Source organism: Bacillus methanolicus PB1 (assembly GCF_000262755.1).
GTDB classification, from domain to species: Bacteria; Bacillota; Bacilli; order Bacillales; family Cytobacillaceae; genus Bacillus_Z; species Bacillus_Z methanolicus.
Map to the genome: position 1 here is coordinate 595,511 of NZ_AFEU01000002.1, position 20,253 is coordinate 615,763.

The 20,253-nt window shown below is 40.4% G+C and carries 12 protein-coding genes and 2 pseudogenes; 7 read left to right on the forward strand and 7 right to left on the reverse strand.

Features of this window, described 5'->3' with window-relative positions; translation table 11 throughout:
• Nucleotides 1-116: 116 nt before the first annotated feature.
• The 3 genes from PB1_RS08060 to PB1_RS08070 form a co-directional block, all read right to left on the reverse strand.
• Nucleotides 117-2,927 (reverse strand): DEAD/DEAH box helicase, encoded by a 2,811-nt coding sequence (locus PB1_RS08060; RefSeq protein ID WP_003351805.1) that lies wholly within the window; start codon nt 2,925-2,927, stop codon nt 117-119.
• A complete protein-coding gene (locus PB1_RS08065) occupies nt 2,920-4,533 on the reverse strand; it encodes an SWIM zinc finger family protein (RefSeq protein ID WP_003351807.1) in 1,614 nt (537 codons plus the stop codon). The genes PB1_RS08060 and PB1_RS08065 overlap by 8 nt, the downstream gene beginning before the upstream one ends.
• A gap of 336 nt (nt 4,534-4,869) precedes the next feature.
• Nucleotides 4,870-5,316, reverse strand: coding sequence for a C40 family peptidase (locus PB1_RS08070; RefSeq protein WP_003351809.1), 447 nt, complete (start codon nt 5,314-5,316; stop codon nt 4,870-4,872).
• Nucleotides 5,317-5,748: 432 nt separating this feature from the next.
• On the opposite strand from PB1_RS08070, the gene PB1_RS08075 reads away from it, so the two are divergent.
• From PB1_RS08075 to PB1_RS08105, 7 genes are all read left to right on the forward strand, one after another.
• Nucleotides 5,749-7,746, forward strand: coding sequence for a penicillin-binding transpeptidase domain-containing protein (locus PB1_RS08075; protein WP_003351810.1), 1,998 nt, complete (start codon nt 5,749-5,751; stop codon nt 7,744-7,746).
• Nucleotides 7,747-8,145: 399 nt separating this feature from the next.
• On the forward strand, nt 8,146-9,531 hold the full coding sequence (locus PB1_RS08080; protein ID WP_003351811.1) for a S41 family peptidase: 1,386 nt from the start codon (nt 8,146-8,148) through the stop codon (nt 9,529-9,531).
• A gap of 72 nt (nt 9,532-9,603) precedes the next feature.
• Nucleotides 9,604-10,551 (forward strand): hypothetical protein, encoded by a 948-nt coding sequence (locus PB1_RS18055; protein ID WP_003351812.1) that lies wholly within the window; start codon nt 9,604-9,606, stop codon nt 10,549-10,551.
• A 77-nt stretch (nt 10,552-10,628) separates the two neighbouring features.
• Nucleotides 10,629-11,264, forward strand: a complete 636-nt coding sequence (locus PB1_RS18060; RefSeq protein ID WP_003351813.1) for a hypothetical protein — start codon at nt 10,629-10,631, stop codon at nt 11,262-11,264.
• On the forward strand, nt 11,230-11,802 hold the full coding sequence (locus PB1_RS18065) for a hypothetical protein (RefSeq protein ID WP_003351814.1): 573 nt from the start codon (nt 11,230-11,232) through the stop codon (nt 11,800-11,802). Before PB1_RS18060 ends, PB1_RS18065 begins: the two co-directional genes overlap by 35 nt.
• A 684-nt stretch (nt 11,803-12,486) precedes the next feature.
• Nucleotides 12,487-15,915, forward strand: a complete 3,429-nt coding sequence (locus PB1_RS16560) for an Ig-like domain-containing protein (protein ID WP_003351815.1) — start codon at nt 12,487-12,489, stop codon at nt 15,913-15,915.
• Between the two features lie 212 nt (nt 15,916-16,127).
• Nucleotides 16,128-16,502: a hypothetical protein gene (locus PB1_RS08105; RefSeq protein WP_003351816.1), complete on the forward strand. Its 375-nt coding sequence runs from the start codon at nt 16,128-16,130 to the stop codon at nt 16,500-16,502.
• Between the two features lie 122 nt (nt 16,503-16,624).
• Here the strand turns inward: PB1_RS08105 and PB1_RS08110 are convergent, their stop codons facing one another.
• The 4 genes and pseudogenes from PB1_RS08110 to istA all read right to left on the reverse strand — a co-directional run bounded on the left by PB1_RS08110 (nt 16,625) and on the right by istA (nt 20,116).
• Nucleotides 16,625-16,996: a hypothetical protein gene (locus PB1_RS08110; RefSeq protein ID WP_003351817.1), complete on the reverse strand. Its 372-nt coding sequence runs from the start codon at nt 16,994-16,996 to the stop codon at nt 16,625-16,627.
• Nucleotides 16,993-17,749, reverse strand: a pseudogene (gene istB, locus PB1_RS08115) (IS21-like element helper ATPase IstB). Before istB ends, PB1_RS08110 begins: the two are co-directional and overlap by 4 nt.
• Nucleotides 17,749-18,474 (reverse strand): annotated as a pseudogene (locus PB1_RS08120) (Mu transposase domain-containing protein); the annotation flags it as partial. The pseudogenes PB1_RS08120 and istB, both read right to left, overlap by 1 nt.
• 142 nt (nt 18,475-18,616) lie before the next feature.
• On the reverse strand, nt 18,617-20,116 hold the full coding sequence (gene istA, locus PB1_RS08125; protein WP_003350881.1) for an IS21 family transposase: 1,500 nt from the start codon (nt 20,114-20,116) through the stop codon (nt 18,617-18,619).
• Nucleotides 20,117-20,253 lie beyond the last annotated feature (137 nt).

The window sequence follows — 20,253 nt, forward strand, 5'->3', positions numbered from 1 at the left end:
TTTTGAATAGCCAATTTCACGACTTTCACCGACAGATTCAATAACACCCCGATTTGGCACACTACAATAAAAAATCAGCCTCCGTCTCAGAAGGCTGATCTAATCGCAACGAGCGACTACCCCAAATATATCAGTTCCCGCAATTCATTTGTCGAAAGCTCGGTAATCCAGTTTTCGCTTTGAATGATTTGGTCATTTAATGATTGCTTTTTTTCAATCATCGCATCAATTTTTTCCTCTAATGTGCCGGTGCTGATCAGTTTGTGAACGTGCACAAACCGCTTTTGGCCGATCCGGTACGCCCTGTCGGTAGCCTGGTTTTCAACCGCCGGATTCCACCAGCGGTCATAATGGATGACATGGTTGGCAGCCGTTAAGTTCAAGCCGGTGCCGCCCGCCTTTAATGAAAGCAAAAACACAGGGAATTTGCCGCTTTGGAAACGTTCAATCATTTCATCGCGCTGTTTTTTCGGCACGCTTCCGTTTAAAAACGGCGCATCGATTCCATGTATGTTTCTCAATACAGTGCGGATCATTTCGCCCATTTCAAGATATTGGGTAAAAATTAAACAGCTTTCGCCCTGGCCAAGAACCGCTTCAACTAGTTCATTTAATTTTTCCAGCTTGGAAGAACGTTCAAGCAAGTCTTCCGGCTTTTCTTCTTTCAAGTAAAGAGCAGGGTGGTTGCAAAGCTGCTTCAACTTGCTGAGCATTTGCAAGACAAGACCTTTTCGCTCAAACCCGGTGAGCTTTTCAATTTCTGCAAACGTGTCGCGGACAAGCTGTTCATATAGCGATGCCTGTTCAGCTGTTAATGGGCAGTACTCCTTTTGCTCAAGCTTATCAGGCAGGTTCAGCGCCACTTCTTCATCTTTTTTCGTCCGGCGCAGGAGGAACGGGCGAATCAGCGCCTGCAGCTCTTTAATTTTATCCTTCCGGTCGTCTTTTTCGATCGGAATAACAAACCGTTTCTGAAACTGGCCGGCGCTGCCAAGGTAGCCGTGGTTGGTAAAATCAAAAATCGACCAAAGTTCGGTTAACCGGTTTTCCATCGGCGTTCCGGTCAGGGCAATATGATGGCGTCCTTTCAAACGCCTTACAGCCCGCGATTGTTTCGTTTGTGCATTTTTTATATTTTGCGCTTCATCGATGGCGATCGTGCTCCATGTCAGCGATTCGAATTCCTCAAAATCGAGATGGGTCAGGCCGTATGACGTTAAGACGACATCTGCATCAGAAGAAGCCTTTTTAAAAGCTTCTCCTTTAAGCCGCGCCTGGCCGTAATGCAGATATACGTTCAGCCCCGGAGCAAACCGTTCGAGTTCTTTTTGCCAGTTCCCAAGAACCGATGTGGGGCACACAATCAAGGCGGGTCCGGCATCTTCGTTTTCTTTTACCGACAGCAAATAGGAAATGAGCTGAACGGTTTTTCCGAGTCCCATATCATCTGCAAGGACGGCGCCAAAACCGAAGCGGCGCAAAAACAAGAGCCAGCTCATGCCTCGCCGCTGGTATGGCCTAAGTTCGCCGTGTAAACCGGCAGGGACCGGCATTTCCGGAATTTCACTGATTTCGGAAAGCTGACGGACCATTTGCTTCCATTGTTTGTTCAGCTCGATTTGAATTCGGGCAAATGCTTTCGGGTTGTCGAGCTCATCCGCCGCATCTTCTTCTGGAGCTATCAGCTCCTGTTCAAGCAGGTCGCGAACGTGCAGACCTTCTTTTTCCGCTTTTTTCATTAAATCTTGAATTTGGCGGATAAAGTTCGGATCAAGTTTGATCCAGCGGCCGCGAATATACACAAGCCGCCGTTTGTCATCGACAAGCTTGCGGAACTCTTCTTCTGAGAGATCAACGCCGTTCATGGAAAAGCGCCAATCAAAATCGAGCATGGCTTGAAGCCCGACAAAAGATGGACGGTGGCTTGACGTTCCTTTTACGCGGGCTTTTATTTTCAAATTGGCATTTTTCATTGCCTGCCACCAGGAAGGAAGCAGGATCTCGACACCTAGTGCAAGCAGCACTTCACTTGCTTCGGTTAAAAATGTCCAAGCCTGATCTTCTGTTAAACGGCGCAGAAGGCCGTTCCCATCTTGCAGCCACGGAAACAGCCGGCCCAAGCGGTTTTCCTCGGAAGCAACTTTTTCTAAATGCGGTTTCCAGCCGCGCGGAAACGATGAAACATGATGCGGATCAACGATGATGTCAGGCTTCTTTTTATCCCGCAAAAAGAGATCCAGGCTCCATTCGCCATCTTCATCAGCCGGCTCTTCAAGCCGCAGTCCGATCGTGAATGGAGCAGGGTCATCCTTGATGCCCATCCATTCCAGCCACTTTTCCTCATCAAAAAAAGCAGACAAATTTGCTGCAGGCAAGTCTTTATTTTTCAACAATGCCAGCTTTTCATCGAAAAATGATCTCTGCTCAGAGTTTCTCGCAAAGTATGCTTCAAGGGAATGGTGGAACCAGTCCCGGATAAAATCATGAACGGATATGGCATTTTCAAGCGGCTGTTCCCAAAAAGACTGGTCAAATTCTTTGACGATCCGTTCAGGGAGCGCCCAACGAAACTCGTCTTCATCGAGCAGCGAAAAATCAGGGCGCCATTCTTTTTCAATAATCGCATCATAAATAGCCGGTGCCGCAGCAAGGCATATTTGGGCCGTTTCATCCCAGTCCCACTCCAAAAGGCGGTTGAATTGTTCTTTCGCGAGCAGCGTCACAAGCTGCCAGCCATTCACAAAAACACCTTCAACTCCATCCAACGTTTCAAGATCAAGGAGGGTCCCATAAAAACTTTCTTCATGGCGATGAAAAAGCAGGTGTTTCCAATGGGAAGCCTCTATAAAGCTTTCGGTTTCTGCGGTGATAAAAAATCGTTCACCAATTGGCATAATTGCTATCTGTAAAGATCTTGTCTCATACATCGATCAGTTTACCTCTTTTGCATTCTTCTTGAAAGGCGCGAAGCCGTTTTGTTTTTTTCATCAGTTCGGCCATAAACGTTTCAAAATCTTCCGGACGTTTCATTTTCTTATAAATTGTACGCAGCTTCTTTAAGTGCCGGACCGCTTCCCGGTAATTTGCCCGGTTTTTCAGTTCAATATTTCGGACAACCGATTGATGGTAGAGGGGAAGAAGGATCTCAGGCTTTTCCTTCTGAACAGTTTTTATTCGGTCTGCCGGCAAATCGCTCACATCAAAACCAATATAAGATTGCAATTCTCCCCATTTTTCAAGTCGGCCTTGCCGGAATAACAACTCTTCATACTCTCCATAACTGTAGGGAAGGGTTTGAAGAAGAGCGCGTTCATATAAATCATAGCGGCCGCTTTCCACACAAAACGGAGTCAGGACAGCAAGCGCCAAGTTAGTAAAATCACGTCGTTTATGGTATCCGATCAGCGTTTTCGTGTACCGGTTCAGCTGCAGAATAAAAAACTCGACATATGGTGTCATTCTTGTCCATGCTTTCTGCTCCGTAAGCAATTCCAGCCAGTAGATCATGTATGGGGCAGCATCCTTGCCTATCCGCTGCAATTCAAAAATTGCCTCTTCATCTTTGCGGGACAATATGTTCAGATGGGCCAGGGCAATCGCAGGCGGAAGGGAGCCGTTTCTTTTCACAAGCTCGGTCAAACTGGAGCGTTCATCTTCACGCCACTTGCTTTGCTTAAAAAGATTCGTCCATAAAACTCTGTATAATTGAACTCCTTCGTATTCGATGAACTCAGGCACAAATAGAAGGTCCTCGGTTATGTCCTTTAGATTTTCAATGAATTCATCAAAAGCAAACGGCATAGAATGAACAGACAAACGATAAATTGCCGCTTCTGCACCCTCGATCAAAGAATGGAATACATGCCGGTAATAACGGTCATCAGTATGCCCATACTTTTCGCTGACTTCCGTGAGTTTTAAAAAAGAGAAAACTGAAGAGATCAGTTCGTAAAGAGTTTTCCATTCTTGCTCAACCGGGGTACTTGCTTTTACGCGCTTCATATAGATTTGGAAAAGTTCCAGGACGACATACGGCCGAGGCTCTCCCTTTCCGTTCATAATCGAATCGAAGCTCTCTTCAAAGGCACGTATCCAGTTTTCATAGGACGCCTCTAATTTTGTATTTCTTTTTAACAGGTCCTTCGCTCTTTCGAGGCCCCATGTCGAAGCAAAAGATTTTTCCTTTATTGGCCGGCGCCACTCTTCAATCCAGTCAGCAACACTGCCAATATTTGAATAGGCCTGAAAAAATGCTGCAAGCTGATGCCGGCAAAATCCTGCCGCCGGACAGGAGCAGCCGCTCGCTTCAAGAAAATTCAAATCAAGCCGGACATCAACGGGCGCCGCATCCTGAACGGAGGCAAAGACGGCTTCGTCTTCCAGCTTCATTTTATAAACCATCCCTTGGCGATAAAGAATCATGCCTTTTTGTACAATATTTGCATCCTCAGCCGCCTCTGCCCGCAGCATCTTTTGAAAATCCCGGGCCGCAAACTCCAACATTTCTCTATAATGATCAGGAATCGGTGCCATCTGTCAACCTCCCGTAACTAAAGAACCACATTCTTTTATTATACCCGAAAAAACCAGGAAGGAGGAGGGGGTAAGAAGGGGAAAAAAAATCGCCTGGGAAAAGGGAAGATTCTTCGGAAAAAGAAAGGCAACAAAATCGACGGCTCAAAACAAATAGCACATAAGGGAGGCATGGCTCATAAATCCAACGCAACGGAGTCTGGCCTTTAACAAATTAACGTATTAACGCAGTGCGGGCCTGGCCCTCAGTAGTTTAACGCGTTAAAGCGAAAACTGCACAAAACTTTTAATCTCCTACATTAGAAGCAAAAAAATAACCTCCTAACGATTAGGAGGTTACATCCGCTTTGATCCGTGATAGACTCTGCTCCAATATGGATTAGACATGGAGTCTATTTTTACACCTTTTGAAGTTGAATGAACAAATTTGTTGGAACCAATGTATATCCCTACGTGGGAAGCACCTTTTTTATTAGTGTTGAAAAATACGAGATCGCCATTTCTCAAATTCTTTTTGGAAACGGCCGTTCCTTTGCTGTACATTTCACCGGCTGTTCTGGGAAGAGTTTTTCCTGCTTGCCTAAATGAAAAATAAACTAAACCTGAACAATCAAATCCGGATGGTGAAATTCCGCCCCATTTATAAGGAACTCCAACATATTTTTGAGCAATAGCGGCAGCTTTCATACTGTAGCTTGTTGCTGCATATGTATGATTTGTTCCAAGAAATCCACTAAGAAACACAGTCAAAGAAACTAATACCGATAGTATACACTTTTTCATAATGCACCCCGATAAATCCTACTAATCTCTTTTCTCTATCAATCAACGACAGTATTATCTCATAAAAGCAACCACTTTCAATTTACAGATTTATAAAAAAGATTACAGTTTTATTTCAAATTTCGACCTTATTTGATCATTTATGATAATTTTTGCGGGGAACCATTAAGAAAATTCGAGCAAGAAATTTAATAAAAAAAAGGCTGACTCATAAAGGATGTCAATATTTGTATGGGAGGGATCTGACCTTTGCTTATGAGTGAGCCTCTTATTTTCTATAGTATAGTTGGAATATAAAGAAAACTATGCTTCAATTGGACGCTGCGTGCTTGGATATGTATTTTGAACTAATAAAGTATTTAGAATCTTTGAGTTTTCCGCATTGTTCTAATAATAATAGAATGGTAGATTAATACAGAGGAGGGGAGAAATATGCGGAAATCCATATATTTACTATTAGCGGCATTCATAGTTACTGTGCTGGCAAGCTGCAATAAAGAGCCAAAGCCAGAAGACCGTTTTGACGAGTATATAAAGCTATGGAACGCACAAAAATTTGATAAAATGTATGAATTTTTATCAGACAAAGTAAAAGAAAAGGTGACAAAGGAAGAATTCACGAGCAGATACGAAAAAGTTTATAGAGACCTGGAAATCACCGATTTAAAAGTCAAATTTGACAAACCGGAGGAAGGGAGCAAACCGAAAGAAGATAAGATCGAATTTCCTTTTTCGGTGAAGATGAACAGCATAGCCGGTCCTATCAAATTTAATCATTCTGCGAAGCTTATAAAAGAAAAACGGGAAGATGAAAAAAATTGGTATGTTGACTGGGATACAACGTATATCTTTCCTGAACTAAAAAAAGGAGACAAGATTCAAGTATCGACGATTCCGGCGAAGCGCGGCGAAATCCTTGATAGAAATGGAAACGGGTTGGCGGTTAACGGAACAGCCTATGAAATCGGGATTGTTCCGGAAAAAATGGGAGAACATCGAGAAGAAATTATTAACCAAGTGGCTGCTCTTCTTGAAATGGAGCCGGAGAAAATTGGTAAATTGTTAAATGCAGGCTGGGTACAGCCAAATTATTTTGTGCCGATAAAGAAAATTTCCAAGGAAGATCGCGAGCTGTTTGAAAAACTGGTTTCAATCCCGTCCGTATTAAAAAAGGATGTTGAGGCAAGGGTGTATCCATATAAAGAGTCAGCCGCACATTTAATTGGTTATGTAGGTCCAATTACAGCCGATGAACTTAAAGAACTAGAAGGCAAAGGTTATTCAAGCAATGACATGATAGGAAAAAGAGGGCTTGAACAAGTTCTTGAAGAACGGCTAAAAGGAGAAAACGGCGCAAAAATCACGATAAAGAAAGCGGATGGAATAGAGGTCCTCCTTAAAGAAAAAGAGGTAAAGAATGGTGAAAACATTACATTAACAATTGATGCTGAGTTGCAGGCTAAAGTATTTAAGGAAATGAACGGTGAACCAGGTACTGCCTCCGCCATTAATCCAAAAACGGGCGAAACACTGGCTCTCGTCAGCAGTCCGAGCTTTGATCCAAACAAAGCAGCTTTGGGAATGTCATCCAGCCAGTGGAAAGAACTCCAAGATAACAAAAATCAGCCTCTGTTAACGCGGTTCAAGGCGACATATGCCCCCGGTTCGGTCATTAAGCCGCTTGTTGCTGCAATTGGTTTAAAAGAAGGAGCGATTACGCCTGAAAAAACTATAAATGTTAAGGGGAAACAGTGGCAGAAAGATAACTCGTGGGGAAATTACAAAGTGACAAGGGTAAAAGATCCGAAAGGTCCGGTTAACCTTGAAAAAGCACTCGTTTACTCTGATAACATTTATTTTGCCCAAACGGCACTTGAGCTTGGCAAAGAAAGGTTTGCGACAGGATTAAAAATGTTCGGATTTGAAGAAGAAATCCCTTATCCTTTCCCAATCGAAAGTTCCAAGCTTGGCGAAATGGATACGGAAATTAAGCTTGCAGACTCCGGATATGGCCAGGGACAAGTGGAAATGAGCATTGTTCACCTTGCTGCTTCTTATACTCCGTTTATCAATAAAGGAAACATGATCAAGCCGGTATTGTTTAAAGAGGAAGCCAAAGGCGAAGTCTGGCACGAAAGTATTATAAGCGAAGCCGAGGCAAATCTTATTAACAGTGATTTACTAAAAGTAGTTGAAGATCCTCAGGGGACCGCCCATACCGCCAAAATAGATGGTTATCCGATTGCAGGTAAAACCGGAACTGCAGAATTTAAAAAGCATCAGGGAGAAAAAGGAACCGAAAACGGCAGTTTTGTCGCATACAATGCAAACCAACCGGAAATATTGATTGCAATGATGCTCGAGAACGTTCAAGATAAAGGCGGATCCAAGACGGCGGTTTCAAAAGTGAAGAAGATATTGTCAAAATAATATTGAAGGCAGCAAAAGCTGTCTTCTTTTTTAAGTGAAAGTCGCGATACTGGATTATTTTAAATACGATTTTATCGGTAAAATTTTGCGGGGAAGTATTTTAAGATAATGAGATTTTTTTTGAAAATACAGGGTTTTACTCCCTCCAACAATGTTAATATATAGAATGATTTTATTAATGTTTATCTATTGTTTTGGAAAGGTCTGACCCTTTGGTTTTTATATGGTGTCTTATATGGAAATAAAATTTCTTCTCCTCTACGGGCCGTCACAAATGATGGCCCTTTCTCGATTTTCTCAAAATTGCTTCTTTTAAATTTCTATCATTCTATTTACAATGTATATAAATCTATTTTTTTACTATAATGTCATTTTCTTAAAAGGCGGAGGATCGCGGCAATGCAGCATTTAAAAAAGTATCTCAGTGTATTACTTGTCTTTCTGTTTGTTACGCAGACAACAACTTTGGCATCAGCAGCCGAACCGATTGATGAAGCCAGGGATATTATTCGCAAATATTATGTAGAAGATGTTCCCGATTCGGTGTTAAATAAACCGACGATAAAAGAGATCACAAGACACCTCGATCCATATTCTGTTTACATGACGGCAGAGGAGTTCAATGAATTTACAAATGCAATTGAAAACCAGTTTGTAGGAATTGGAGTCATGCTGGAGGAAGACCCAAAGGGAGTGAAGATTTTAGCAGTATATCCGGGAAGTCCTGCCGAGCGGGCCGGAATTCAAACCGGGGATGTTATTACGAATATAAATGGACAATCATTAGCAGGTGAATCGGTTCAAACAGCCATTTCTTACCTAAGCAGAGAAGAAAAAACTTCGGTTACTCTTACATATGAAAGACCTGTTACAGGCCAATCGTTTACTCAAACACTTGTCAGGGAAGTTATTCAATTACAGAACGTAGAATATGAGATGCTCGGCGGAAATATTGGTTATGTGCGTTTGAATAGTTTTTCCCTCGATTCAGCGAAAGATATTTCTGCGGCTATTCAAAAATTGAAAGGGGCAAAAGGCTGGATCTTTGATCTCCGCGATAATGGCGGAGGATATGTTTCGGCGGCACAGGAAGTTGCAGGGTTTTTCCCGAACGTCACAAAGGCTTTTCAGTTAAGGGATAAAACAAATAAGCCTCATGTATTTAATGTGATTCCGCAGTCTGTAAAATTTACGGCACCGGTCCATATTCTCGTAAACGCTTATAGTGCCAGTGCTTCGGAAATGGTATCTGCTTCTGTAAAAGAACAAAAAGGTGCAGTTTTATATGGACAAAACTCATTCGGCAAAGGCTCGATGCAATCGTTTTTTCCGTTAAGTGATGAGAGCGTGTTAAAACTAACGACTGCCAAGTTTTTCTCCCCAAAAGGGGTGCCGGTTCATGAGGTAGGAGTCGCGCCAAATGTTAAAACAGCTGAAGGTGAGGAACTACTTGTATCCCATCGTGACCAGCTCGTTGCAACAATTAGAGGATACAAAAAGCTGCCTGCCCTTCAAAACGTACCTGTCACGAAAACATTTACCATTAAAATGAACATGAAAATGAACTGGACAGGAATAACGGCAAGCGATGTACAATTGATCCAGCTCGGAGGAAAAGAAGTTCCGGTGGACGTAAAGGCGATCGATGAGAAAACAATCAAAGTCACACCAAAACAGAACCTTCAATCCAAAGGAAAGTACTTGCTCATCGTCCATCCGAAATGGAAAGCAGAAAATTCCCGGCAAATGAAGCAAGGAATCTATGTAGATGTTACAGCAATGTAAAGGGCCTGGCCCCTACTTTCGTAGGGGCCAGGCCCCTTTCCTAACAATTTCCTAAAAAAGGTGGAAACAACAGTGGAGAAAAAATTCAGAAAAGCAATGAAAATTGCTGCTGCAACAACCATTGCTGCAACAGCTTATGCAGCAGTAAACCCTGCACAATCAGAAGCCGCATCAACAGCAGAAAACCTTGTGTTAAAAGCGGAATCCCACAAAGTTCCGTTAATCCGTGCCATTTCTGTTGATTACAACGCCGACGCTGTTACTCAGCCAAGGTCACTTTACAACAAAGCAAAAAAAGATTACACCGCAGCAAAGGCAGCAGTAAATAAGCTCTCCGGCAAGGAAAAAGAACGTTTAAACGCACGCCTTGATACTGTAAAACTATGGATCGACCGTACGGCAACTTACATAGATGCCATCACTTCCGGGAAAAAACTGATCAAAGCTCAAAAAGAAATGGAAAACTATTTGGCAGAAGGAAAAATGGCCGAGGCAACAAAAGCTTACCATGCTCTTTCATATGAAATTAAGAAACAAGCAGCTTTCTTATACCGTGTATACGGCCAATCAACTCGCCAGGCCATTTTAGAAACATACAAGCTTCCGGCAGAAGAGGCGAAACAAGAAGCGCTTTACCCTGTAAGCATCTATATTGAAATCGGCCGACTGGAAGCTGCACTGCAAAAAGAAGACTTCGATCTAGCTGAAAAGCACACAGCAAACATTGAAGAGTGGTTCAATAATGTCGATGATGAAGATCTTCTTGATGTTCTCACAAACTACTATAGTGAAGTGATTGAAAAATATTATCCTGAAATAGAAGAGGTAGCTCTTGTGAAGAAGTTGAGTTTCCCACCGAATCAACGGAAATCAACGGATTTCAGCCCTTCGCATTTCTTGATGCAGAAGGAAACAAGTGGGATATCGATCCTTATGAATTCGGTTTTAGTGTCCGAGACGACAAAGGGTACTTTAACGAAGACGGAACGCTCAAAGACGCTTATCAACAAACAGGTTTAACAACAACCGGTACAGTAAAAATCGAACTGATCGACGATGAAACCGAAGAAGTGCTTTTATAAGCAACAGTAAACATTGTGGACGGAGATCAATATAAAAAAATTTCAAAAGGAAGGCTGACATCTGAAAGCGGGGAAAGTGCTTCCTATGCAGTCGTAGGGCAAAAATTTCAATTTGACCCGACAGAAGCTGTCACTCTGGATGGTAAAACAGTTGTCGAGGGTGTGGACAAACAAATTATTTTGGCAATTTTCCCCGGCGCGACATCTAAATCTTCTGATGAAAAAGTATTTGTTGTCAATGCCAGCGGCCAAATCACACCGGTTTCTCCCGGCAAAGCAAACTTAACGGTTACATGGAATGAAGAAGACTATGTACTTCCGATCGAAGTGAAATCTGCTTCCGCTGTTCAAAGCTTTGACCTTGCCCAAGGAAAAGACAAAGTATATTTCAACAAAAATACAAGCTTTGACGCACTTGTGGACGCAGGATACTTTACTGCGAAAGACCAATACGGAGCTGAAGCCGATCTTAAGAACTCTGATGTTCAACTTTATACAAGCAATGAGTCTGTCTTCACTGTAAGCGGTGAGAACATCACGTTAACAGGCAAAGATGGCGATACGGCATCTCTGATTGTAAAAATCAATGGAAATGTGAAACCATTCCCGGTTGTAATTGACACAACATCTCCTGTTAAAAGGAACAACTGACAAAGCGGCAACAAATCAAAATGTTACTTTGACTTCTGATTCTGCAGATATTGCTTCTGTTACTGTTAAGAAAGACAACACTCTAATCTTAAACTATCAATTTGGTACTGTTTTATCAGAACAAGGTGTTTACGAAGTGACAGCAACCGATTTTGCCGGAAACAAGCAAACAATCACATTTGAAATTGACAAAACAGCTCCTGCATTAACTATATCAGGAGATGCATCTTCACCTGTGATCACGGCATCTGAAGCTCTTTTTTACAAAAATGCAGCAGGCGAACTGGTTCCGATCCAGTCTGCGAATCTTGACCAAACGCAAGCCAATGCCTTGTTCAAATACACTGGCGCCGGAACTTTAAAATCCGTAACTTTAAATGCTGACAACCACACTTGGACATTCGCAACAGAAAACATTGCAGCGAATGATACAGTCGAGTATAAAGATGAAGTTCTTTACGACAAAGCAGGAAACCGGCTTGCTCAATCTGTAAAAGCAACATATGACGGAACAAAGTGGAACCTTGTTACTCAATAATATTTTCAAAACGCTCCTTCACGTAGGGGCGTTTTTTTTTATGCGACTGGCAGTTTTGCTATTGCAGTCTAAAAAACAAAATTGACTAATTAACGTTGGATTCCGTTATTACAGAAAAACGTACCCTATATCAGGATAGAGAAGATGTGAAAAATGAAATAATCCGTACTGTAAAACATATTTGTAGAAGTCAGTACAATAGGCAAATAGAAGGATCAGAAAAAGTAAAATTAATACAATGTATTCCATAAACGATATGTACTGCCATAGTATTCCTATATTTATAACGATTTTTGGATAAATATAGACATAAATTAAAAAGGTGGAATTTTATTAGGCATATAGAATATAATCATAAAGTGTGTGTATTAAGATAAACTTAGTAACAGAGGAAACAATTACTAATTAAAAAAGCATAAAAATAACAATAAAAACCTAGAATTTCCTCTAAATATGTATTATTATAGGAAATGTGAGAGCGGATGGTAATTAAACCAGTTACTGAGCCACTTACAATCTATTACTAAAGTTTAGCAGGAAATAGTCATACAGTTTGATATTTCCAGAGAACTTTAGTATAATTATCGTTAAGTTTGATAGGCAATGATCTGCAAAGCCTAAAGAGCTTACCAACCAAAAGCAATCATTGTACTACATTAAATATTGAAGGGAGAATACAAACCTATGAAGAAGAAAGCTATCAAATTAGCTGCTGCATCCGCGGTTGCTGCTTCTGCTTTCGTAGCTTCTGCTCCGGCTCAAACTGACGCTGCCAGCAACGTTGCTGCCGAAGTAAGTAAATCTGTAACACAAATCAAAAAAGCATACCACACTTACAGCGATGTAACAGCTAAAGGCGAATTCGCTGACATCAAAGTGGTATACAAAGAGTACAACGCTGCAAAAGCTGCGTACAACAACGCGAAAGCTTTAGTGAACAAAGCTGGTGGATCTAAGAAAGATGCCTACTTGGCACAATTAGACTCTACATACAATGAATACATTAAAAAACGCGTTGTTACTTACATCGACGCTTACAACTACGCTAAAAAGCTTGAAGAAAAGAAAATAGCATTAGAGAAAGCAATTGCAGATAAAGACCTTACTGCTGCTGAAAAATATTATCATGAAATCTCTTATGAATTAAAATCACGTACAGTTATTTTAGACCGAGTTTATGGTCAAACTACTCGTGAATTACTCCGTAAAGAATTCAAAACAGCCGCTCAAGACGTTCGTGACAGCTTAGTAAACGATATTACAGTTGTTGTGAAACTTCGTGCAGCTGACGAAGCTATCAAAAAAGGCGACCTAGCAACAGCTGACGCTGCTTTAAAAGTTGCCAATGAATATTTACCAAAAGTCACTGAAACTTTCAAAGCAAAGTTAACAGAAGAAAATACAAAAGTAAAAGCTGCATATGATGCTGCAAATACTCCGAAAGTTGAGAGTGTAAGTGCGATTAACGCTAAACAAGTTGAAGTTAAATTCAATAAAGCGTTAGATCGTAACACAGTAACAGTTGACAATTTCACTGTAACTCAAACTGGTGACGCTGCTGGTAGCGACCGTTTAACTGGCGCAGGTGCTACAAATGCTATTGGTACAACTAACACTGGTAGCGCAGTATTAAGTGCAGATGGTAAAACTGTTATTTTAACTTTAAACAATGATGCTGCTTTAACAAACCCAACAACAGTAACAGTTACTGTTTCTGCTAATGTTAAAGATACTTCTGGTAAAGCTATTGAAGCTACAACTAAGACTGTATCATTCTCTGATTCTTCTGTTCCTGTAGCAGAAAAAGTAGAAACAGTAGGTTCTAACCAATTCCGTGTAATCTTTAGCGAAACTGTAACAACAGCGGCTGACCGTGGCGCTAACGATACTGGTGCAGATGGTGACTTAAATGCTAGAGCTGCATTTGTTGTGGATAACAATGCGGTAGCTGTAACTAACGTTGTTCGTGATCCGCAAAACCCTAAAGCATTACTAGTAACAGTAAGCGGTAATCTTTCTGCAGGTAACCATACTGTACGTGTAAACCCAGCAGGTAATGCTTTAATTCAAGACTATGCAGGATATTCAGTAGTTCAAACTGACTTAACATACAATCATGTAGCGGACACAAATGCTCCTACATTCACAGCTGAAGCACGTAATGAGCGTACAGTTCGTTTAACGTTCAATAAACCAGTAAGAATTCCAACATCAAATAATATCGCAATTAGACATTCTTACGATGCTACAGGTGCAGTTTCTGTCCTTGCAAATACTTTAGGCGATGCTAATGCTGATGGCTTCGTTGACGCTGTAGCAGGTTCAAATGGAACTCAATATGACATTACATTTGCAACTCCACTTCCAGCAGGACAAGTACCTATTTATGTAAGCTATGTAAACAACACTGGTTTAACGGCTGCTAACAGTGTACGTGACTCATTCGGCAACACATTAGTAAGCGGTACTTCAGCAACTGTAACAGTAACTCGTGACACAGTAGCTCCAACTGTAACAAACGTAAATGTAGTGAATGCTACAACTATCGATGTTACTTTCAGTGAAGATGTTGCGAATGCAAATGTAGCAACTAACTATAATTTAACAAACCCACAAGGTAATCCTGTAGCGATTAACAGTGTAGTACGTCAAGGTACAACGAACACTTATCGTTTAACAGTTGGTTCCATGGCTGCAGGCGGTAACTATACTCTATCTATTAGCAACAACATTACAGATACTTCTGTATCTGCAAACCGCTTGGCTCCATACACAACAACATTAACTGTGGGTGATTTACAAGCTCCAACAGTTGGTGTGAACGGAGTAACAATCAATGGTGCACGTGACCGCATCTATATCGAGTACAGTGAGCCAATGGCAACAACTGGTGTAAACTCTGCATTAGATGTTAATAACTATAGAACTGCTGCAGGTGCAGGTGGAGCTCAATCTACTCTACCAACGGGAACAACTATAACTCAAAATGGTAATGTTGTAACAATTGCACTTCCAAGTGCATTAGCTGCAAATCAAACTCACCTTGTAATTGGTCAAGTTGCAGATGCTGCTGGAAACAAAATTGCTGCATTACAAACTGAACGTTTAATGGGTAACGCTGCAGCTGGATTCCAAACTACAATTGACCAAGTACGTGTAACTGACCGTGAAACAGTAACTTTCCGTGTAGGTCGTCATTTACGTGCAGTAAATGAAGGTTTAATTACAGCTGACTTAGGAACAGCTGACAACCCAGCAGGAGATATTCAAGCTCAATCTGCATCATTTGTAAACAATGCTGATGGTACTGCTACTGTAACAGTTAAGTTCGGTACAGCGGGTACTCCAAATCCGTTTGCAACTGACTTATCTGGTTTTGATGGTATTGACTTAGTAGCGAGTGCTTTAACAGATATTAACAATTTAACAAGTGCGGCGTTTGCTGATGTTGCATTTGCTACAGATGGAGATCGTGTTGCTCCTGTATTAGGTGCTGTTACAACAGCGGACACTAACAATAACGGACAACTTGATACTATTACTGTTGCATTTGATGAAGATTTATATATCCCATCTGTAACAGATTCTGACTTTACAGTTGAGGGCTATACTATTACAGGAGTAAATGTTAACAATACTGTTGCTGGTTCAGTTGTAACATTAACTCTTCAAGAGAAAGCAACTCCTGATACAGGTGTTACTCCACGAGTTACTCTTGTGGGTTCTGTAACAGATAATTCACCACAAAGAAATGCATTAGGTGCTCAAGCAGCAGTGACAGCTACTGATGGTGCTGCTCCTGTGTTCTTAGGATTTACAGCTGCTGCGGGTTCTACAAACGTTACATTAACTTTCTCTGAACCAGTTACTAGTGCAGCTCTTGTAGATACTACTGATATTACGGTAACTGGTGTGACAGGTGGATCTACTATTTCAGCTGCTGCAGATGCTACTGCAGGCAACACAATTGCAGCAACTCTCGGTACCGCTCCAGCTGCTTTGGATGATTTAACTATCACATTTGTTGCGCCAGCAGGTACTGCTAAAGTCACTGACGGTACAAACACTCTAAATACAAACGTGTTAGCACGTACAGTGAACGATGTTCAATAATTTATAAATATATTATTGTTATAAAGAGAGTCTCAACTGTAATGAGACTCTCTTTAGTTTTCGTTCAAATAGTAATAAGAAAAAATCTAAATTATTATTGTTTAGGGGAAAGTTCCCATGCCTTTAATTCTTTTACGCATTCCTAAGTGGAAATATTTAACTTTATATTGATATAATAAGTGGTAGAAAAGTGCATTTTGGAGGTTCTATCAATGAATACTAAATTACTTGCAAGTGCCTTTGCTGTGTTATTGTTAGCATCGGGTTGTTCTGTAAATGAGGAAAAAGTAGATAAGTCAAAGCAAGAAACAACAGCTAAAGAAGAACAAAAAGTAAGTGAACCAGAGCAAAATAAAGAACTAACAAAGAAAGTGAAAGAAGAAGAGGGCGTACTTAATGGTCAAGTGTACAAACAAGGTGACATGGCAATAGGAACTTTAGTATTAGATAAGAAAGTTAGTGACGCAAATGCAAAAAAATTAGCTGAAAAATACGCAAAAGAGCTAAAAGAAGAATATAAGGATATGAAAGTAAACGTACAGGCTGTTCGTGGTGGAAAAAATGTTGCTAATATAACGTTAGAGTGATCTAATAATCAACGAAAGGTCTCGCGGAGAGAAATCTCTGCGTGGCTTTTCTTTTTCCTGCTTTTTTAAAGAGAAAAAAGGCAAAGCAACAATGGCTTTACCCTAAAATGGATGAAATCTAATCAGTCTGAGACTTTAACCAAAACTTCTTCTCTTTTCCGTTTTATTTCGTTTCCAAAGATACGAACCAATGAAAAGTAAGTACTTTTAGCTTGTTCATTTTTAGCCGCTCTCTCCAAGTACTGTATTATCTTTTCGCCGTTATCTTCGTTTTCTTGCGGGGATAATAGATCCATCTCCTTCTGATATCGAAGCAAGACGCGATGGATGAACTTGATCCTTTCTCCTTCTTTTTCTGCATCGATTAGTTCATGTATATCCTTTGACTCACGAATATCCGCAAGTAGTCTTTCAAATTCTTTCGATTCCTCATCGTTTATAAATGTCAACACAAATATGTACACTTTTGCTTGTTTAAGGATGTACAAAATCACTCGTTTTCTTTCGCCAAATGATCCTTTAAACGATAAGAATCTCCAATGATAGAGACAACGGTTGCGTGATGTAAAATGCGGTCTAAAATCGCATTGGCCAGCTTGGGTTCTTGAAATTCATCCCATGCCTTAAAATTCACATTCGTTGTAAGAATCGTACTACGCTTCTCATAACGCATATCGATGAGTTGGAAGAAAAGCTTTGCGTCCTCGGCATCAATCGGTAAATAACCGATCTCATCAATAATTAATAGCTTGTATTTTGTATAATGTTTTAATCTGCTCTCTAACCGATTTTCTAAACGTGCTTTCTTCAGATTTTGAATTAAATCATGGCACTTAATGAAATAAGTGCTTGTACGTTTCTTCGCTGCCTCAATCCCAATGGAAGTAGCTAAATGCGTTTTTCCTACGCCACTTGGTCCTAAAAAAACTATGTTTTCATTTTCTTCGATAAATCGAAGCGTTAAAAAATCTAAAATTTGTTTTTGATTTATTGACGGTTGAAAACTAAAATCAAAATCTTTTATTTCTTTCAAATGCGGAAAAGCCGCAACCTTCACCATCGATTGAATCATATTTTGTTCACGTACATCAATTTCGTAATTCGTCAGTTTCACTAGCGTATCTACCAGTGACAATTGATTTGTTAACGCTGAAGTCTAAGACTTCATTTAAATGCAAGGACATTTGCTTGAGCTTCAAATAATCCAAGTTTTGTATGAGTTGTTGATAGTTTGTTGTAGGATTCATTATTTATACACTTCCCTAATCGTTGCTAAATTCCGTTTTGCTAGATCATCAATATCCGGATAATTGGGCATGGAAACGCCCAAGGCTTCTTGATAATGTGCTTCCTGATAATTTAATTTCTTGTTACTTATAGGGTGTTGCGCAATCAGTTCCGTGTTATAATAAATCCATAATTGATTATCATACACTTGTAAGCCTACTTTCTTTCCTTGGTACTGTGCTGGTACCGAGTATTGGTTTGATTTGTAGGAAATCATGTTGGATGCATTGACTTTTACAAGCGTATGTTTGATCCGATAGGAATCTCTTACTTTCTCGGCTGGTAACTGGAGTAGGTGATTCCTTTCTTTTTTGAATTCTATCGCAGGAATTTTTCCAGTTCCTTGGTGGACCTCATGGTTCACCCGATGAGATAAGTCTTGCACAAATTGATGTAATTCTTCCAAGGTCAACTGACCTTGATAAGCATGAATTTCATCTAATATTTTCATTGTGGTTTCGACTTTTCCTTTTGTCCGTGGACGTCCAGCAATGCATGGCTTCACCTCAAAACCAAAATCCTTAGCGAATTGCGCAAACTTGGCATTCACTCTTCCTGGAGAATGTTCTGTTCTTGCCTCATCCATAACGGTTTTCATATTATCCGTGATTATTTCAGCCGGTACCCCTCCAAAAGCTTCGAATGTTTCTGTTAAGAAGGAAAACAGGACACTTTGTGACTTATTTCCACATTTATCGATATGTACATACTAACCACCTCATGATTAGTATGAAATCTAAAGTCAATTTTGTACATTATTATTCAAGCATTTGTGTACATATTTAAATTATCATTTCTACACACTTCTTTCAGATCACGAACGGACATTAGAAATCCCTCCCTTCTAAGGTTGGACATAGCCTTTGATCATACATGCTTAAATCAGTTTCATAGTCCAGTAATACAGAAGGGGTATGGGCTTCTGTCATTTTTTCCGGATAAGTTGCTTTCTTAGCTTCCAATAAGGAACCCAATTCGTGTGGCTCTTTTTCCATATATTGCTCTATCTCCAAGCATTTATCGATGTCCTGTAAAGTATGCACCTCCAACAATTTTTTTAAGCCTGCCACCCGTTTTTTAATCTCATCAGGTTTTATCGTAAGATAAGTTTGTACTCTTTCGGGAAGGTATTTAAAGAAACGAGAATATTTAACAGCACGAGGTTTTTTCTCCCAGTCAACCAGAATGTCGTTCCACGGTATAGGCCTTGTTGTCAACATATAGGGACGTAAGTCTTGATAAATGATTTCACCGTCATTCGTATAGCAGGTGAACTTATCCCATTCCTTTTTAATGACTAAAGTCTGTTTGATCCTCGCTTTATGGATAACGAATTTTTCTCCATCAACTAAAATCTCGCCATACTTATTTACAGTAGCTGAGTCGATTGAAAAGATCGGAAGATCACTAATTGGTAAAGCTTTTAGATGCTTCTGTTCCTCAGCCCACAATTCTTCTATCAGTACTCCTTTTTCGTAGTGTAGCCGCTCTCGATCGTTTACCATTTTCTCTTCCAACCACTGAGCCAGTTGAGAAAAATCCTCCATTATTGGAGCTGTTACAAAGAAGTTATTCCTTGTATAGCCAACCTTTTTCTCTACATTCCCTTTTTCATGTCCGCTACCGGGATTGCATGGTTGTACTTCAAATCCATAATGGGACTGAAAGCGTAAGAAAGAATCCGTATAGGTTCTTTTTTCTCCCTTGCCTACCGTTACGACAGCCGCCGACAGGTTATCAATTCGTAAATATGTCGGAACACCACCAGCCTGGTGAAATAATTGTTTCAAGCCCTCTAGAAAACACTCCGTGTTTTCTGCCGGTAAAGGATAGGAAAAAGCCGCATTACTATATGGAAAACTAAGAATAAGAGATTTGATATCTTTGTATGCGCCGTCTTTTACAACTGTCATATTTCCAAAATCCACTTGGGCTTCACCCGGAGGGTGCTCCAAGCGTTCGTATCTTCTGGTACTTTCTTCTTTAATTTGTGGTTTACGATGCTGAATATACTCACTAACGGTTCGATAAGAACCTTTAAAACCATGTTCTTCTCTAAGTTGTTCAAACATTTTTTTATTAGTTCTTCTCTCTTTTTTCTTGAGCTTCATGTCCTCCTCAAGCCAACAATCTACAATTTCTCCGTATCCTTCCTCATACATCATTCCCCTTCGACGAAAAGGGAGTGATTCTACTGGTACTTCACCGTCTGCGTATTTTTTTGCCGTTCTCCAATTTCGACCTGTTTTTTTAGCGATCTCAGAGATAGACATACCTTCGACTTCTCTTAAATGTTTGATATAATTAACTTCAGGCATTGCTAGCATCCTTTCTTGTCCTCCCTCTGTTAAGTACTGCTCAAACTCAACAGTAGGGGTTATTGGATAAGCTGGCAAGCCTTTTTTTATGCAGTATAGTTCTGCACAAATATCCTGCAAAACAATGTACTTTTATTTTGCAATAA